Source organism: Methylobacter sp. BlB1, assembly GCF_015476545.1.
In the GTDB taxonomy this organism is placed as follows: domain Bacteria; phylum Pseudomonadota; class Gammaproteobacteria; order Methylococcales; family Methylomonadaceae; genus Methylobacter.
The window spans coordinates 15,291-30,164 of sequence record NZ_JADMKV010000018.1 but is presented as its reverse complement, the minus strand read 5'-3'; the positions used below and the strand labels follow the sequence as shown (position 1 = coordinate 30,164).

Genomic DNA, 14,874 nt, shown 5'->3' with positions numbered 1-14,874 from the left:
AAGGTTAAACAGGCAGTGCGCTTGTTTAACCGCAACTTCTGCGCTTATCTTTGCTTTCTTTCAGTCCATTTTTTCATGACATGGTAGCGCCAGAATTCATTGACGCCGAAATAGCCGGCGGTTGAACACATAATGCCCACGACCAGGCAGCCGACAAGAAACGGCTCCCAGGTATTGCCGATCCCTGTCATGATGCTGTCTACAGAGAACTCAAAGTCTTTGCTGGGCGAGGGTTCATTTAAGAACCAAAGCCCGGCCAGATAGGCAAAATAAAACATCGGCGGCATGGTCAAAGGGTTGGTTATCCAGACCAGCGCGACGGAAATCGGCAGGTTGGCTCTGAGATAAAATGCCGCTGCGGCTGCAATGGCCATTTGCCCCGGCGTTGGAATCCAGGCTACAAAAAGACCTATGGCAGCGGCCATGGACACGGACCGGCGGTTTAAATGCCAGAGGTTGGGGTCATGCAGCCTATCGCCCAGAAACTGAAGATTTTTATGATTTTTAATTGTTTCGGGTTTGGGCAGGTATTTTTGTATCAGTTTTTTGGGCATTATGTCTGCATTACAAAGTTGCTTAATCCACCAAGTCTATCAGGTTTTTGTTGACCCCAAAATACCAGGAACGAATGCTTGTTTCCACGCTGTTATTTTTAGCTGGCGTTTTGCTGGTCCAGCAGTTACCGACGTTGCCGGCTGCCGAGTGGCTGGCGGCCGGCAACGTCATCGCCGGTTTGATGGTATGGCGGCGCTTTTGGCGGGGGCTGTTTTTCATGATGGGCGTTTTATGGGCGGTGCTGTTTGTAATGAGCAGGCTGTCGGACAGGCTGCCCCAGTCGCTTGAGGGAATCGATATACCCGTTAAAGGCATTATTGCCGATTTGCCGGAACAGGATGAAAAACGCGCCCGCTTCGATTTTGTTGTTACCGATTCCGCCCGGGATCTGCCTTCGAAGGTTAAATTAAGCTGGTATTACCCCAAGCATGAGATTAAGGCAGGCCAGCATTGGTCGTTTACGGTCAAGTTGAAGCGCCCGCATGGCAATTTGAATCCCGGCGCATTTGATTATGAGCGCTGGCTGTTTACGGAGGGTATCGGTGCGACAGGGTATGTGCGCAACAGTCCGGCGCCTGTACTGCTGTCTGACGAGCCGGCCTGGTACAGTATTTCGGCAGGGCGGCAGCTTATAATCGACCGGTTGTCGCAGCAGTTGGGCGACAGTCAGAGCGTGGCGCTTGTTAAAGCGCTGGCTATTGGCGATGGCAGCAGTATCCCGCAGGAGCAATGGGAGGTTTTTCGTAAGACCGGCACGCTCCATCTGATGGTGATTTCCGGTTCGCATATCGGTTTGATCGCCGGACTGGTTTATTTTATCGTGCTCAGGTGCTGGGCATGGACGAACCTGTTGGCCTGGCCGCCTCAACGAGTTGCCGCATTGTCGGCATTAGTCGCCGGCATCCTGTATTCGGCATTGGCCGGATTTTCGATACCGACACAGCGCGCGGTGGTCATGCTGGCTATTTTCATGGCTGCCGTTGTCCTTCAGCGCAATACCCATTCCTTCAACACATTGGCCGTCGCCCTGTTCGCGGTTTTATTGCTGGACCCGTCGGCCGTCCTGTCGGCAGGGTTCTGGCTTTCATTTCTGGCTGTGGCAGTGATTGTCTATGCCGTTGACGGGCGCCTGGGCAGGCCCGGCTATCTGGAAGGCGTCATAAAGATAAATTGGGCTACGACCGTGGCCTTATCGCCGTTGTCATTGTTGTTTTTTCAGCAGATTTCGTTGATTGCGCCGTTGGCTAATCTGATTGCGGTGCCTGTTGTCAGCTTTCTGGCTGTGCCGCTGTCGCTGCTGGTGGTGATAACGGTGTTTGTATGGCCGGCATTGGCCGGTAAGCTGTTTTTTCTCGTTGATACCGTGCTGCAGGGTTTGTGGTGGATTTTGAACGAATTGGCGGCGGCGCCTCTGTCCGTAATCAATCATGCGCAGCCTCCGCTCTGGGCGTTGTGCTTTGCCATACCCGGTGTGCTGATCATGCTTGCGCCGGCCGGCATGCCGGCCCGTTGGCTGGGCCTGGTTATGTTTCTGCCGCTGGCCTTTACGGAATCGGAACGCCTTAAATCGGACGATTTCAGGATGACCTTGCTGGATGTCGGTCAAGGTCTGTCGGCGGTCGTGCAAACATCCCGTCATGTGCTTGTGTTCGATACCGGCGCGAAATTTTCCGAGCAAAGTGATATGGGCCAGAGCGTGCTGCTGCCTTTTTTACGTCAGCAGGGCGTCGAGAAAATCGATAGCCTGATCATCAGCCATGGCGATAATGACCATATTGGCGGCGCCGAATCATTACTGGCAGGCATTGAGGCCGAACAAGTGCTTACCAGTGTGCCGCAGCAGCTAAGCGGCCATTCGCCCGTTGCGTGTGCGGCAGGGCAGTCCTGGCATTGGGATGGCGTGACATTCATGATGTTGTCGCCGCGCTTGTCCGGTTTCGTTTCAGAAAACGACAATTCCTGCGTCCTGAGAATTCAGTCTGATAAGGGCTCTGTGCTGTTGACGGGCGATATCGAAGCGGCGGCGGAATCCTGGCTGGTTGAGACTTATGGCGAGCATCTAAAGACGGATGTGCTGATCGCAGCGCACCACGGCAGTAAAACCTCATCAACTTCGACATTTCTGCAAACCGTTCAGCCCGATTATGTGCTCATTCCGGCCGGCTATCGCAATCAATTCGGCTTTCCCCATCAGTCCGTATTGAAGCGCTATCAGGACATAGAAGCGAAGTGGCTGAATGTTGCCGATCAAGGCGCGATTTTTGTCAAAGCCGGCAAAGAATCGCTAATCGTGCATACCATGCGGACGACAGAAAGCAGATACTGGAACAGCCATTGATTATTGTGATGATACCTTGACAATAACCAAGTTCTTTACTACGGAATTAAATAGGACTAAAATAGTCCTTAATTAGAGAGGTAGGTATGTTACGGTTGAGCAAATTAACTGACTATGCAACGGTTGTCTTGAGCTTTATGGCAAGAGATCGATCGCATGTGCATGCGGCTATGGAAATAGCGGCGGCAACGGGGATTGCTTTGCCGACGGTCAGCAAGATTCTCAAGCTGCTCGTGAAAGCGAATGTGCTGATTTCCACGCGCGGCGCCAAAGGCGGCTATGCATTGGCCAGGGTTCCCGAGAAAATCAGCGTGGCAGCCATTATCAGCGCGCTGGAAGGGCCGATTGCGCTGACCGAATGCAGTATTTCCCATCAAGGCTGCGAGCAGGCTACGGGCTGCGATATTCGCAGCAACTGGGGGGTAATTAACCGGACGATTCATAACGCCCTGGAGTCCGTGACTCTGGCGGATTTGATCAGACCTACCGTCGTGCCGGAAGAGGTTTTCATTCCGGTAACCAGTTTATATCGTTAAATTTAGAGTTGTTTATGTCAACAAGTGCGAAAGAAATCGAGAAGCTGATTGGCCGTGAATACAAACAGGGCTTTGTGACCGAGCTGGAAACCACTACGTTTCCGCCCGGATTGAATGAAGACGTCATTCATAAGCTGTCCAAAGTCAAGAACGAGCCCGAGTTTATGCTCGAATACCGGCTGAAGGCATTCCGTCACTGGCAGACCATGCAATCGCCGACCTGGGCTTTCGTCAATTTTGCCCCGATTGACTATCAGGATATCAGCTACTATTCAGCGCCCAAACGTAAGGAAGACGGGCCGAAAAGCTTGGACGAAGTCGATCCGCAAGTGCTGGAAGCCTACAAGAAGCTGGGCATTCCATTAGACGAACAGGAACGGCTGGCCGGCGTAGCTGTCGATGCGGTGTTTGACAGCGTATCAGTGGCGACGACGTTTAAAGGCAAGCTGAAAGATGCCGGCATTATTTTCTGCCCGATCTCGGAAGCTCTGCGCGACTATCCGGAACTGGTCCAACAATACCTGGGCTCGGTCGTGCCGCATACCGACAACTTCTTTGCCGCGCTCAATGCGGCCGTGTTTACGGACGGCTCATTCGTCTACATTCCGAAAGGCGTGCGCTGCCCGATGGAATTGTCGACCTATTTCCGCATCAATGCCGCCAATACCGGGCAGTTCGAAAGAACGCTGATCATCGCCGACGAAGGCAGCTATGTCAGTTATCTGGAAGGCTGTACGGCGCCCATGCGCGACGAAAACCAACTGCATGCGGCCGTGGTCGAGCTGGTCGCCTTGAAAGACGCGACGATCAAGTACTCCACCGTGCAGAACTGGTATCCGGGCGATAAAGAAGGCAAGGGCGGCATTTACAATTTCGTGACCAAGCGGGCCGACTGCCGCGGTGAAAATTCCAAAGTTTCGTGGACGCAGGTGGAGACCGGTTCGGCGATCACCTGGAAATACCCCAGCTGCATTTTGACCGGCGACAACTCCATCGGCGAATTTTATTCGGTCGCGCTGACCAATAATTTTCAGCAGGCCGACACCGGCACCAAGATGATCCATATCGGCAAAAATACCCGCAGCACGATTGTTTCGAAAGGCATTTCGGCCGGCCGCGCGCAGAATACCTATCGCGGCCTGGTCAAAGTATTAAAGAGCGCCGAGAATGCGCGCAACTATACGCAATGCGACTCCTTGCTGATCGGCGATAAATGCGGTGCGCATACGTTCCCGTATGTCGAAGTCAAGCAGCCTTCGGCGCAGGTCGAGCATGAAGCGACGACCTCCAAGATCAGCGAAGACCAGCTGTTTTTCTGTCAGCAGCGAGGCCTGTCGGCGGAAGACGCCGTGTCGATGATCGTGAACGGCTTCTGTAAGGAAGTGTTCAAGGAACTGCCGATGGAATTTGCGGTTGAGGCGCAGGCTTTGCTGGGGTTGAGTCTGGAAGGTTCGGTAGGTTAGTAGGTAAGTACGACAAGATTTTGCAGAAAATTATTCATGGTCGTTCTGATGCCAATATTTTATTTTCTGACGTGAGGCAACTGCTGTTACGTTTGGGTTTTCAGGAGCGAATTCGAGGTGATCACTATATTTTCAGTAAAGAAGGGATTACCGAGATTTTAAACATACAGCCAATTGGCTCAATGGCAAAAGCGTATCAAGTTAAACAAATCCGTCACATTATTGTTCGCTATCGCTTGGGGTTAGATGATGACTAAATATGAAATGATTATTTATTGGAGCGAAGAAGATCAGGCTTATATCGTCGAAGTGCCGGAATTAGCCGGTTGTATGGCGGATGGGAATAGCTATCAAGAAGCCGTTAGCAATGCTGAACAGGTCATTGCTGAATGGATAGAGACAGCAGCAGCGCTTGGCCGACATATTCCCGAGCCTAAAGGGCGCCTGTTGTATGCCTGAGCAATCTGTTTGGGAGAATGAGGTCGCTTATGGGTAATTCGAACGGAACAATTGTCATTGATTTAAACCATATCAAGACAAAAGTAATTGTCTGGGTACGGGTACTTTGGGGAATAGGTTTTGTTATTGTCGGTTTTTATTTTTTTAATTTTCATAATGGGTTTTCAAAAGAAAATGGAGATTGGGGAACATTCGGCGATTACGTTGGCGGAATACTGAATCCCATTATTGCTGCATTTGCGTTTTATTTGATAGACAAGACTTATGAGTTACAAAAAAGAGAATTGGAAGAGACAAGAAAGTTATTGCAGGTATCAACCGATGCCCAAAAGGAGCAAATAAAATTAGCGGCACTGACGGCGCTTCTTAATTCGAATTTAATGAGAATTAGCACGCTTGAATCTGAGAAACTCTCATTATTGGAGAGTGAGTTGCGGAACCCTCCTCAGCCGGAAAAAAAGATTGATACGACCGACTTACTAAGAAGGGCGTTATATGCTACTCACGAAAGTCATATTAAAGGTAGAAAGAATTACATAGAAGATGAGATCAAAGAGTTGACAAAGAAAAATGCCAAATTAGAGGAACAAATAGAAAATTTTTCGAAAGAAGAAATTATCTCTCAGCATTCTAGACTTTAGATCAAATTATGAACAACAAATATACAGCGGTAATAATGCAAGACGGTGGCTGGTGGTTAGGCTGGATTGAGGAGATTCCCGGCATCAATTGTCAAGAAGCAACACATGATGAATTAATTGAAAGTTTAAAAATCACCTTACAAGAAGCCTTAGCCTTTAATCGTGAAGCAGCACTATTAAATGCAGGTACTCATTACCACGAAGAGCTTATTGTGCTGTGAAACGTTCTGAACTGATCAGGTACTTGACGGCACAAGGTTGCGAACTATTGAGAGAAGGCGGACGGCATTCATGGTGGCACAATCCATCGCAAAATAGTCGTTCAGCCATTCCACGGCATAGTGAGATCAAAGACATTTTGGCTAATAAGATTTGCAAAGACTTGGGTGTAAAACCCATCAAATAATTTAGTAATTTGGATTGGCAATAATCCGGTCCAAAAAGAAATTTAATTTAATCAGGTAAAATAAATATGCTCAGCATAGAAAATCTTCACGTCAGCGTAGGCGACAAGCCCATTCTCAAAGGCATCAATCTGCAGATCAATGCCGGCGAGATTCACGCCATCATGGGGCCGAACGGGTCCGGCAAAAGCACTCTGTCGCATGTATTGTCAGGCAAGAGCGGTTATACCGTAACGGAAGGTTCTATCACTTACCAGAACAAGAATCTGGTGGACATGGCGCCTGAAATCCGCGCGCGTGAAGGTGTATTTCTGGCCTTTCAGTATCCGGTAGAAATTCCGGGCGTCAGCAATATTTACTTATTGAAAGCAGCGCTGAACGCCATTCGCAAACATCACGGCCAGCCGGAAGTCGATGCGATGGATTTCCTGACCTTGGTCAAGGACAAGGTCCGTCTGTTGGAGATGGATGAACGGTTCCTGTACCGCGCCGTCAATGAAGGTTTTTCGGGCGGCGAAAAGAAACGCAACGAGATTCTGCAGATGGCGATAATGGAGCCCAAATTGTGCATTCTCGATGAAACCGACTCAGGTCTGGACATCGATGCGCTGAGAATCGTTGCAGACGGCGTCAACTCCTTGCGTTCGCCGGAGCGCTCGTTTGTCATGGTGACGCATTATCAGCGTCTGCTGAATTACATCAAACCGGACTTCGTGCATGTACTGGCTCACGGGCAAATCGTCAAATCCGGCGGTCCCGAGCTGGCATTGGAGCTGGAAGAGAAAGGTTACAGTTGGATTGAGGCTGCTTGATGACTACAGCAACAGCAAGCCGTTACACGGCTGAATATCAAACCATAGCGCCAGCTTTGCCAGGGCAATCTCTGCCTTGGCTGCAGCAACTAAGAAGCGAGGCGCTGGCGGCATTTTCAGTGCACGGTTTTCCGTCACTGCGCGAAGAAGAATGGCGTTACACGAATGTGTCCGCGATCGAGAAAAAGCTGTTTAAACCGGTCACCGGTTTAACGGCCGGTAGCGTTGACGCGGACTGGCTGAAACAGCACCAACTGGAAGATGCCTGGTCGGTCGTGTTGATTGACGGACATTTCTCAGCTGAATTATCGGTGCTGGACGGTCTGCCCGAGTCGGTCTCCGTGATGAGCATGGCCGAGGCGCTGAATTCGCAGTCTGCGCTGCTGGAGCAGCATGTGGGCCGCGCCGTGGCGAATGAGGAGAACAGTTTCATCGCTTTCAACATGGCCTGGTTCACCGATGGGCTGTTTGTGCATGTGCCGGCTAAACAGGTATTGGCTAAACCGGTGCAGTTGCTGCACATTGCTACGCAGGCCGATACGCTGGCCGCAACGCGCAACGTCGTCGTTGTCGATGACATGGCCGAGGCGCAAGTTATAGAGACGTTCGTCGGCCTGGATCAGGCTTATCTGTCGGCAGCCGTTACCGAAGTGTTTGTTGGCTGTAACGCGGATCTGACCCTGTTTAAACAGCAAAGCGAGTCCGAGAAGGCTTACCATTTCGGCGGCATTTACGTTAAGCAGGCACGCGACGCGCGGTTCAGGCACCATAACTTCGCCTTTGGCAGCCTGCTGGCGCGCAGCGATATCCATACCGATCTCGATCATGCGTCCGAATGCGAGCTGAACGGCTTGTTTTTAGGCAGCAAACGCCAGCATATCGACAACCATACGCGCATCAACCACTTGAAGCCGCGCGGAATCAGCCGCGAAGTCTACAAAGGCGTGCTCGGCGACAGGGCGCGCGGCGTGTTCCAGGGGCGCGTGATTGTGGCGCAGGATGCGCAGAACACCGATTCGGAAATGAATAACCGCAATCTGCTGTTGTCCGAAGATGCCGAAGTCGACACCAAGCCGCAGCTGGAGATTTACGCCGATGATGTCAAATGCGGCCATGGCGTGACGGTAGGCCAGCTCGATGAGAAATCGATTTTTTACCTGCAATCGCGTTGCGTTGATGAGGAGACGGCCCGCAATATGCTGACTTTTGCGTTTGCCAACGAGATGGTCGATAAGGTCAAGATCAAAAGTCTGCACGATAGAATTCTGGAGCAGGTGTTGGCGCGGTTCCCACAGGAAGGCGTCAAAAAGGAATGGCTGTAAGCCGAGACGGCATTTTTCAAGTTAATCAAGATAAATAGTATGTGGCGTTGCTGGCCCAGCAGCGCATAAACTCTGGAAATATTTAAAGTTATGACCCATTTTCCCGTAGCAAAAATTCGTGCCGATTTTCCTATTCTGGACCAGAAAATCCGCAACAAACCCTTGGTTTACCTGGACAATGCCGCCACTTGCCAGAAGCCCAACGCGGTCATCGACGCTATCTCGCATTTGTATCGCCACGATTACGCCAATGTGCACCGCGGCGTGCATGCGTTGAGCGTGCGTTCCACCGATCAGTTCGAAGCGGCGCGGATCAAGGTCAAGGATTTCATCAACGCGGCCAGCGACAAAGAGATTATTTTTGTCAAAGGCACGACGGAAGCCATCAACCTGGTCGCCCAGACCTTCGGCCGGGCCAATATCAAGGCCGGCGACGAAATCGTGATCAGCGCCATGGAGCATCACTCCAATATCGTGCCCTGGCAAATGCTGTGCCAACAGACCGGCGCGGTATTAAAAGTCGCACCGATCAATCACAAAGGCGAATTGATTTACGATGAATTTGAAAAACTGCTGAACGATAAAACCAAGCTGGTTTCCATCGTGCATATGTCCAATGCCCTGGGCACAGTCAATCCGGTCAAGAGGATCATCGCCGCGGCGCACAGCAAGGGCATTCCGGTACTGCTGGATGGCGCGCAGGCCATTCCGCACATGCCGGTTGACGTGCAGGAACTGGATTGCGATTTTTACGCTTTCTCGGGCCATAAATTGTATGGTCCGTCCGGCGTCGGCGTCTTGTACGGCAAGCAGGCGCTGTTGGAAGCCATGCCTCCGTATCAGGGCGGCGGCGACATGATACGCAAGGTTACTTTCGAAGAAACCGAATATAATGTGCTGCCGTACAAGTTTGAAGCCGGCACGCCCAGCATTGCCGACGTGATCGGGCTCGGCGCCGCCATCGATTATCTGAATGAAGTCGGCATGGACGCCATCGCCGCTTACGAGGCTGAGCTGCTGGCTTATGCCACTGAACAGGCCAGGCAGATCAAGGGGCTGCGCATTATCGGCGAGGCCGAAAACAAAGGCGCGATTCTGTCTTTCGTGCTCGACAGAATTCATCCGCACGATATCGGCACCATGCTGGACAGTCTGGGCATTGCAGTCAGGGCGGGGCACCATTGCGCCATGCCGGTGATGGATTTCTTCGAGGTTCCGGCCACGGCAAGAGCTTCATTTGCCATGTACAACACCAAGGAAGAAATCGACGTGCTGATGCAGGGAATAAAATCCTTGATTGAGGTATTTGGCTGAAATAGTTGGTCTCTAATCAGTTCAAAAAGAACTTTCCTCGTTTACCGAATTTAACAGAGAACCTATATGTTTGATGACTTACGCGACCTCTACCAAGAGGTCATTTTTGACCATAACAGAAACCCGCGCAATTTCCGTGTCATGGAAAATGCGGACCGGCAGGTGGAAGGCTTCAATCCGCTGTGCGGCGACCGTTTGACATTATTCTTGAAGATGGACGGCGATGTGATTGCGGACGCCAGTTTTCAGGGCTCGGGATGCGCCATTTCCACGGCATCGGTTTCGCTGATGACTGAAATCATCAAGGGTAAAACCGAGCAGGAAGCCGAAGAGTTGTTCAAACAGTTCCACGAGATGACCACCGGCAAGAACGAACAGGCGAGCTTGGCTGCCGTCGGCAAACTGGCCGTGCTGGCCGGCGTGCGCGAGTACCCGGCGCGCGTGAAATGCGCAACGCTGGCGTGGCATACGCTGGATGCGGCGTTAAAGAACGAGAAAAAATCGATTTCCACGGAATAAACTATGATGTAAGCGCCTGGGTGATGAATATGGTAAACCAGAAGGCCGTTCGACCGCTTGCTGCACCGTAGGGTCGAATTCATTCGACCCGCAAGCCTCAGCATAATGCTACTCCGAGGCCAACTACCTTCTCTATCGAATCTTTGCAAGGCATGAACATAATTAATCAGCCGTATATCGGTCAGCTTGCCGTTCTATACGAAGGCAATGGCGACCTGTTGCCGTTTCAGCAACTGGCTGCGCGGCTGGACGTGCCGCTTTATCAGGGGATTACGAAAGACATTCCCGAAGCTTTTTTGCTGACCTGGCGAGATGGCGCATTAAAATTGCTCGACAGAGAGCTGTTCAAGAAAGGCGGCTTGTCCGTCGATATTGAGCCGCGTAGCGGCGAGCAGCGCTCATGGCCGGCACCGAAGCAAGACGCCTTGGCGCACGCGCTCGGACGTAAAACCCGCACTGTCGTCGATGCCACAACGGGCTGGGCCCAGGACAGCCTGCACATTTTCCGCATGGGCTACGAGTTGCAGTGCATAGAGCGTTCGCCGGTCATGGCCGAGTTGCTGTCTGACGGATTCAAGCGCCTGGCCGCGCTGGACTGGATGCAGCGGCTGAATCTGGAGCCGCCCCGACTGCTGGCCGGCGATGCCATTGAAATCCTGGCCGCATTGGAAACGCCGCCCGATTGCATCTATCTGGACCCGATGTTTCCGCCCAAGCGGAAGAAATCGGCGCTGGCCAAAAAAACGATGATGGTATTGCGCGATCTGTTAGGTGACGATCAGGATAAAGAGCTGCTTTTTGAAGCGGCCTTGAACGCGGCCGGAAAACGCGTCGTGGTCAAAAGCCCGGACTATGCCGAGCCGTTAGGCGGCAAGCCGAGCGAGAGTTTTCAAGGCAAATTGCTCAGGTTCGATGTGTATTTAAAGTAGCCGTAGGGTGCGCACTGCGTACCTTTCCTGCCTAATTGATGAGCTTGCCCCCTGTATTAAATAGTTAAGGTGAAAAAATGTCCGACTGGATAAACGTAATCGATCAAAAAGCACTGGCTGAAGGTGAGCATATCGTCGTCGATGTCGATGGAACCGATGTGGCCGTGTTTAAAATTGAGGGCCAGTTCTATGCCATTGAGGACGTTTGCACGCACGACGGCGCGGAAATCGCCAGCGGCAAGCTGGAAGGCTGCGAGATTATCTGCCCGCGTCACGGTGCGCGCTTTTGCGTGAAAACCGGCGCCGTAAAGTCTCCGCCTGCCTATGAAGATATCGACACTTTTCCGGTACGCATCGAGAACGGCAAAGTACAGGTCAGGGACAATCGCTGGGATTGATTCTATCAAATCCGTAGGGTCGAATTCACTCGACGCTACGGCTTCGTAATCGCTACTTAAGTTCTGCATGAACAGAACGGCGTTATAGTTTATAATTCCGCTCTTTATTTGAATTTTCACTGGCCGGAGCTTGTCGATAGCGTCCGGTTTCGAACCTCTTGGTTAAATAACGCCCCATGCAAGAAATAAATCCGATTAAGCATAAAATAGCCGACCTGAAAAGCCGTGGTGATGCCCTTAGGGGGTATCTTTGACTTCGAAACCAAAAGCGAGCGTTTGGTCGAAGTCCTAAGGGAACTGGAAAACCCGAAAATCTGGGATAACCCGGAAGTGGCGCAGGCCATGGGCAAGGAGCGCGGCCAGCTGGAAGCGATCGTCAATACGATTCAGGAACTGGAACATGGCTTGGCCGATGCGGAAGAGCTGCTGGCCCTGGCTGTGGAAGAAAATGACGAAGAAACCGTCGATACGGTCGTGGACGATCTGGAACAGCTGGAAAAAAAGGTTGCCGAGCTTGAATTTCGCCGCATGTTCTCCGGTGAAATGGATGCCAACAATGCGTTCCTGGATATTCAGGCCGGTTCCGGCGGCACCGAGGCGCAGGATTGGGCCTCGATGATCGAACGCATGTTTTTACGCTGGGGCGAGCGCAGAGGCTTCAAGACCGAACTGATCGAGGAATCGGCCGGAGATGTCGCCGGCATCAAAAGCGCCACGATCAAATTCGAAGGCGACTATGCGTTCGGCTGGCTGCGTACCGAGACAGGCGTGCACCGCCTGGTCCGGAAATCGCCGTTCGATTCGGGCAATCGCCGTCATACCTCATTCGCTTCGGTATTCGTATCGCCCGAAATCGATGACGATATCGACATCGACATCAACCCGGCGGATTTGCGCGTCGACGTTTACCGGGCTAGCGGCGCCGGCGGCCAGCACGTTAACCGTACCGAATCGGCCGTGCGTATCACGCACAATCCCTCCGGCATCGTCGTGCAATGCCAGAGCGACCGCTCGCAGCACAAAAACCGCGATACGGCCATGAAGCAGTTGAAGGCCAAACTGTACGAGCTGGAAATGCGCAAGCGCAGCGAAACTCAGCAGGCTTTGGAAGATACCAAATCGGACATTGGCTGGGGCAGCCAGATTCGTTCTTACGTGCTGGACCAGTCGCGCATCAAGGATTTACGCACCGGCGTCGAAACCGGCAATCCGCAGGCGGTCCTGGACGGCGATCTCGATCAGTTTATCGAAGCCAGCCTGAAAAGCGGACTGTAAGTAATCACGAAATTATAGCAAACAGAAAATACACCTGATGGGCGCGAAACCTGCGCCCATCCTATAACGATAAGAGTCAAGATACACATGTCAGAAATTGAACGGGACGAACAGGAACAGATCAGACAACGCCGCAGCAAATTGAGTGAATTGCGCGAAAACGGCATCGCATTCCCCACCGACTTCCGCCGCAACGTGGTTGCCGGCGAAGTGCTGGCCGAATACGGCGAGAAATCCAAGGAGGAGCTCGAAGCAGATCCCGTTCGCGTCAAGATCGCCGGCCGCATGATGACGCGCCGCGTCATGGGCAAGGCCAGCTTCTGCCATATTCAGGATATGTCCGGCAGGATACAGCTGTACGTGACCCGCGATACGCTGCCGGAAGGGTTTTATAACGAACAGTTCAAAAAATGGGATATCGGCGACATTATCGGTGCGGAAGGCGTGCTGTTCAAAACCCAGACCGATGAACTCAGCGTCAAGGTCGATGACATCCGTCTGCTGACCAAGGCCCTGCGCCCGCTGCCGGAAAAATTCCACGGTCTCACCGATCAGGAAGTCAAGTACCGTCAGCGCTATCTGGACCTGATCATGAGCGAAGAATCGCGCAACACGTTTCTGGTGCGCTCCAGGATCGTTGCTTACATTCGCCAGTTCCTGATCGAGCGTCAGTTCCTGGAAGTGGAAACCCCCATGATGCAGGCCATCCCGGGCGGCGCCACGGCAAGGCCTTTCATGACTCACCACAATGCGCTGGATATGGGTTTGTATCTGCGCATTGCGCCGGAACTGTATTTAAAGCGCCTGGTTGTGGGCGGCTTCGAGCGTGTGTTTGAAATCAACCGCAACTTCCGTAATGAAGGTCTATCGACGCGGCACAATCCCGAATTCACTATGCTGGAATTCTATCAGGCCTATGCCGAATACCATGAACTGATGGATTTAACCGAAGCCATGCTGCGCGGTCTGGCCGAAAACGTGTTAAGCAAGACAGTTATCGCCTATCAGGGCGAGCAGTACGATTTCGGCAAGCCGTTCGATCGCATGACTGTGTTCGATTCGATTTTGCATTTCAATCCCGATTTGACGCCGGCCGATATCGATAACCGCGAGGCGGCGGCTAAGGTTGCGGAAAAATTGAAAATTCCGGTCAAGGACGGTTACGGCCTGGGCAAGATACAGATCGAAATCTTTGAGAAAACCGTCGAGCATCGTTTGATGAACCCGACGTTCATCACGGCCTATCCGGTCGAAGTGTCGCCGCTGGCGCGGCGCAATGACAACGACCCGCATGTGACGGACCGTTTCGAGTTCTTCGTCGGCGGCCGGGAGATCGCCAACGGCTTTACCGAGCTCAATGACGCCGAAGACCAGGCGGCGCGCTTCCAGAAACAGGTCGAGGAAAAAGAAGCCGGCGACGATGAGGCCATGCACTTTGACGCCGATTATATCGTCGCGCTGGAACATGGCATGCCGCCGACCGCAGGCGAGGGCATCGGCATCGACCGCCTGGTCATGCTGTTCACGGATTCGCCGTCAATCCGCGATGTCCTGCTGTTCCCGCACATGAGACCGAAAGGCTGATGGCGCCGGCAGGACTTTATGGCTTCTTTATATTGGCTGCCTTCGTCGCAGCCAATATACCGTGGGTCAGCGATCGCTTTCTCATGGTTTTCAAACGGGACAAAAACGCTTGGCTGCGCTGGCTGGAATGGCTGGCGATGTATGTCTTGGCAGGCGCTTTGTCTGTCGCTCTCGAATATAAGCTGACCGGTACGCGGCATGTCCAGGGCTGGGAGTTTTATGTCGCGACCTTATGCCTGTTTTTAGTCTTTGCCCTGCCGGGCTTTATTTATCATTACGATCTTAAAAGGCTTTTGTCGAGAAAGACGCCGGATTGATCCGCTAG

The 14,874-nt window shown here is 52.3% G+C and carries 18 protein-coding genes; 17 read left to right on the top strand and 1 reads right to left on the bottom strand.

Annotation, left to right across the window (positions count from 1 at the left end; all coding sequences use genetic code 11):
* Positions 1 to 44 precede the first annotated feature (44 nt).
* Positions 45 to 554 (bottom strand): DUF2062 domain-containing protein, encoded by a 510-nt coding sequence (locus IT781_RS09125; protein ID WP_194969844.1) that lies wholly within the window; start codon positions 552 to 554, stop codon positions 45 to 47.
* A gap of 74 nt (positions 555 to 628) precedes the next feature.
* Here IT781_RS09125 and IT781_RS09120 point away from each other — a divergent pair, with 74 nt between their 5' ends.
* The 17 genes from IT781_RS09120 (at position 629) to IT781_RS09040 (ending at position 14,866) form a co-directional block, all read left to right on the top strand.
* Positions 629 to 2,893 (top strand): DNA internalization-related competence protein ComEC/Rec2, encoded by a 2,265-nt coding sequence (locus IT781_RS09120; RefSeq protein WP_194969843.1) that lies wholly within the window; start codon positions 629 to 631, stop codon positions 2,891 to 2,893.
* A gap of 86 nt (positions 2,894 to 2,979) precedes the next feature.
* Positions 2,980 to 3,429, top strand: coding sequence for an SUF system Fe-S cluster assembly regulator (locus tag IT781_RS09115; protein ID WP_194969842.1), 450 nt, complete (start codon positions 2,980 to 2,982; stop codon positions 3,427 to 3,429).
* Positions 3,430 to 3,443: 14 nt separating this feature from the next.
* A complete protein-coding gene (sufB, locus tag IT781_RS09110) occupies positions 3,444 to 4,892 on the top strand; it encodes a Fe-S cluster assembly protein SufB (protein ID WP_194969841.1) in 1,449 nt (482 codons plus the stop codon).
* 20 nt (positions 4,893 to 4,912) lie between these two features.
* The gene (locus IT781_RS09105; RefSeq protein WP_228779033.1) at positions 4,913 to 5,149 is read left to right on the top strand and encodes a type II toxin-antitoxin system HicA family toxin; all 237 of its coding nucleotides are present in this window, start codon (positions 4,913 to 4,915) and stop codon (positions 5,147 to 5,149) included.
* Positions 5,139 to 5,351 carry a type II toxin-antitoxin system HicB family antitoxin gene (locus IT781_RS09100; RefSeq protein ID WP_194969840.1) on the top strand — a complete coding sequence of 71 codons (213 nt, stop codon included), beginning with the start codon at positions 5,139 to 5,141 and terminating at the stop codon, positions 5,349 to 5,351. The genes IT781_RS09105 and IT781_RS09100 overlap by 11 nt, the downstream gene beginning before the upstream one ends.
* A 29-nt stretch (positions 5,352 to 5,380) precedes the next feature.
* Positions 5,381 to 5,992 carry a hypothetical protein gene (locus tag IT781_RS09095; RefSeq protein WP_194969839.1) on the top strand — a complete coding sequence of 204 codons (612 nt, stop codon included), beginning with the start codon at positions 5,381 to 5,383 and terminating at the stop codon, positions 5,990 to 5,992.
* 8 nt (positions 5,993 to 6,000) lie between these two features.
* Positions 6,001 to 6,213, top strand: a complete 213-nt coding sequence (locus IT781_RS09090; RefSeq protein WP_194969838.1) for a type II toxin-antitoxin system HicB family antitoxin — start codon at positions 6,001 to 6,003, stop codon at positions 6,211 to 6,213.
* On the top strand, positions 6,210 to 6,398 hold the full coding sequence (locus IT781_RS22840) for a type II toxin-antitoxin system HicA family toxin (protein ID WP_194969837.1): 189 nt from the start codon (positions 6,210 to 6,212) through the stop codon (positions 6,396 to 6,398). The genes IT781_RS09090 and IT781_RS22840 overlap by 4 nt, the downstream gene beginning before the upstream one ends.
* 66 nt (positions 6,399 to 6,464) lie before the next feature.
* A complete protein-coding gene (gene sufC / locus IT781_RS09080) occupies positions 6,465 to 7,208 on the top strand; it encodes a Fe-S cluster assembly ATPase SufC (RefSeq protein WP_194969836.1) in 744 nt (247 codons plus the stop codon).
* Complete coding sequence (gene sufD, locus IT781_RS09075) at positions 7,208 to 8,530, top strand: Fe-S cluster assembly protein SufD (protein WP_194969835.1); 1,323 nt, start codon at positions 7,208 to 7,210, stop codon at positions 8,528 to 8,530. The genes sufC and sufD overlap by 1 nt, the downstream gene beginning before the upstream one ends.
* 90 nt (positions 8,531 to 8,620) lie before the next feature.
* Complete coding sequence (locus tag IT781_RS09070) at positions 8,621 to 9,844, top strand: cysteine desulfurase (RefSeq protein ID WP_194969834.1); 1,224 nt, start codon at positions 8,621 to 8,623, stop codon at positions 9,842 to 9,844.
* 66 nt (positions 9,845 to 9,910) lie between these two features.
* On the top strand, positions 9,911 to 10,363 hold the full coding sequence (gene sufU / locus IT781_RS09065; protein ID WP_194969833.1) for a Fe-S cluster assembly sulfur transfer protein SufU: 453 nt from the start codon (positions 9,911 to 9,913) through the stop codon (positions 10,361 to 10,363).
* Positions 10,364 to 10,515: 152 nt separating this feature from the next.
* On the top strand, positions 10,516 to 11,292 hold the full coding sequence (locus IT781_RS09060) for a class I SAM-dependent methyltransferase (RefSeq protein WP_194969832.1): 777 nt from the start codon (positions 10,516 to 10,518) through the stop codon (positions 11,290 to 11,292).
* Positions 11,293 to 11,369: 77 nt separating this feature from the next.
* On the top strand, positions 11,370 to 11,690 hold the full coding sequence (locus IT781_RS09055; RefSeq protein ID WP_194969831.1) for a non-heme iron oxygenase ferredoxin subunit: 321 nt from the start codon (positions 11,370 to 11,372) through the stop codon (positions 11,688 to 11,690).
* A gap of 176 nt (positions 11,691 to 11,866) precedes the next feature.
* Positions 11,867 to 12,965, top strand: a protein-coding gene (gene prfB, locus IT781_RS09050; RefSeq protein ID WP_194969830.1) for a peptide chain release factor 2 whose coding sequence is annotated in 2 segments (ribosomal slippage) — positions 11,867 to 11,941 and positions 11,943 to 12,965 — 1,098 coding nt in all. Because the reading frame shifts where the segments join, the coding sequence is not laid out codon by codon here.
* 87 nt (positions 12,966 to 13,052) lie between these two features.
* Positions 13,053 to 14,549 (top strand): lysine--tRNA ligase, encoded by a 1,497-nt coding sequence (gene lysS, locus IT781_RS09045; protein ID WP_194969829.1) that lies wholly within the window; start codon positions 13,053 to 13,055, stop codon positions 14,547 to 14,549.
* On the top strand, positions 14,549 to 14,866 hold the full coding sequence (locus IT781_RS09040; protein ID WP_194969828.1) for a DUF2818 family protein: 318 nt from the start codon (positions 14,549 to 14,551) through the stop codon (positions 14,864 to 14,866). Before lysS ends, IT781_RS09040 begins: the two co-directional genes overlap by 1 nt.
* Positions 14,867 to 14,874: the final 8 nt, after the last annotated feature.

Coding starts and splice junctions, on each gene's coding strand:
- IT781_RS09125 (WP_194969844.1), bottom strand. CDS start 554: ATGCCCAAAAAACTGATACAAAAATACCTGCCCAAACCCGAAACAATT.
- IT781_RS09120 (WP_194969843.1), top strand. CDS start 629: ATGCTTGTTTCCACGCTGTTATTTTTAGCTGGCGTTTTGCTGGTCCAG.
- IT781_RS09115 (WP_194969842.1), top strand. CDS start 2,980: ATGTTACGGTTGAGCAAATTAACTGACTATGCAACGGTTGTCTTGAGC.
- sufB (WP_194969841.1), top strand. CDS start 3,444: ATGTCAACAAGTGCGAAAGAAATCGAGAAGCTGATTGGCCGTGAATAC.
- IT781_RS09100 (WP_194969840.1), top strand. CDS start 5,139: ATGATGACTAAATATGAAATGATTATTTATTGGAGCGAAGAAGATCAG.
- IT781_RS09095 (WP_194969839.1), top strand. CDS start 5,381: ATGGGTAATTCGAACGGAACAATTGTCATTGATTTAAACCATATCAAG.
- IT781_RS09090 (WP_194969838.1), top strand. CDS start 6,001: ATGAACAACAAATATACAGCGGTAATAATGCAAGACGGTGGCTGGTGG.
- sufC (WP_194969836.1), top strand. CDS start 6,465: ATGCTCAGCATAGAAAATCTTCACGTCAGCGTAGGCGACAAGCCCATT.
- sufD (WP_194969835.1), top strand. CDS start 7,208: ATGACTACAGCAACAGCAAGCCGTTACACGGCTGAATATCAAACCATA.
- IT781_RS09070 (WP_194969834.1), top strand. CDS start 8,621: ATGACCCATTTTCCCGTAGCAAAAATTCGTGCCGATTTTCCTATTCTG.
- sufU (WP_194969833.1), top strand. CDS start 9,911: ATGTTTGATGACTTACGCGACCTCTACCAAGAGGTCATTTTTGACCAT.
- IT781_RS09060 (WP_194969832.1), top strand. CDS start 10,516: ATGAACATAATTAATCAGCCGTATATCGGTCAGCTTGCCGTTCTATAC.
- IT781_RS09055 (WP_194969831.1), top strand. CDS start 11,370: ATGTCCGACTGGATAAACGTAATCGATCAAAAAGCACTGGCTGAAGGT.
- lysS (WP_194969829.1), top strand. CDS start 13,053: ATGTCAGAAATTGAACGGGACGAACAGGAACAGATCAGACAACGCCGC.
- IT781_RS09040 (WP_194969828.1), top strand. CDS start 14,549: ATGGCGCCGGCAGGACTTTATGGCTTCTTTATATTGGCTGCCTTCGTC.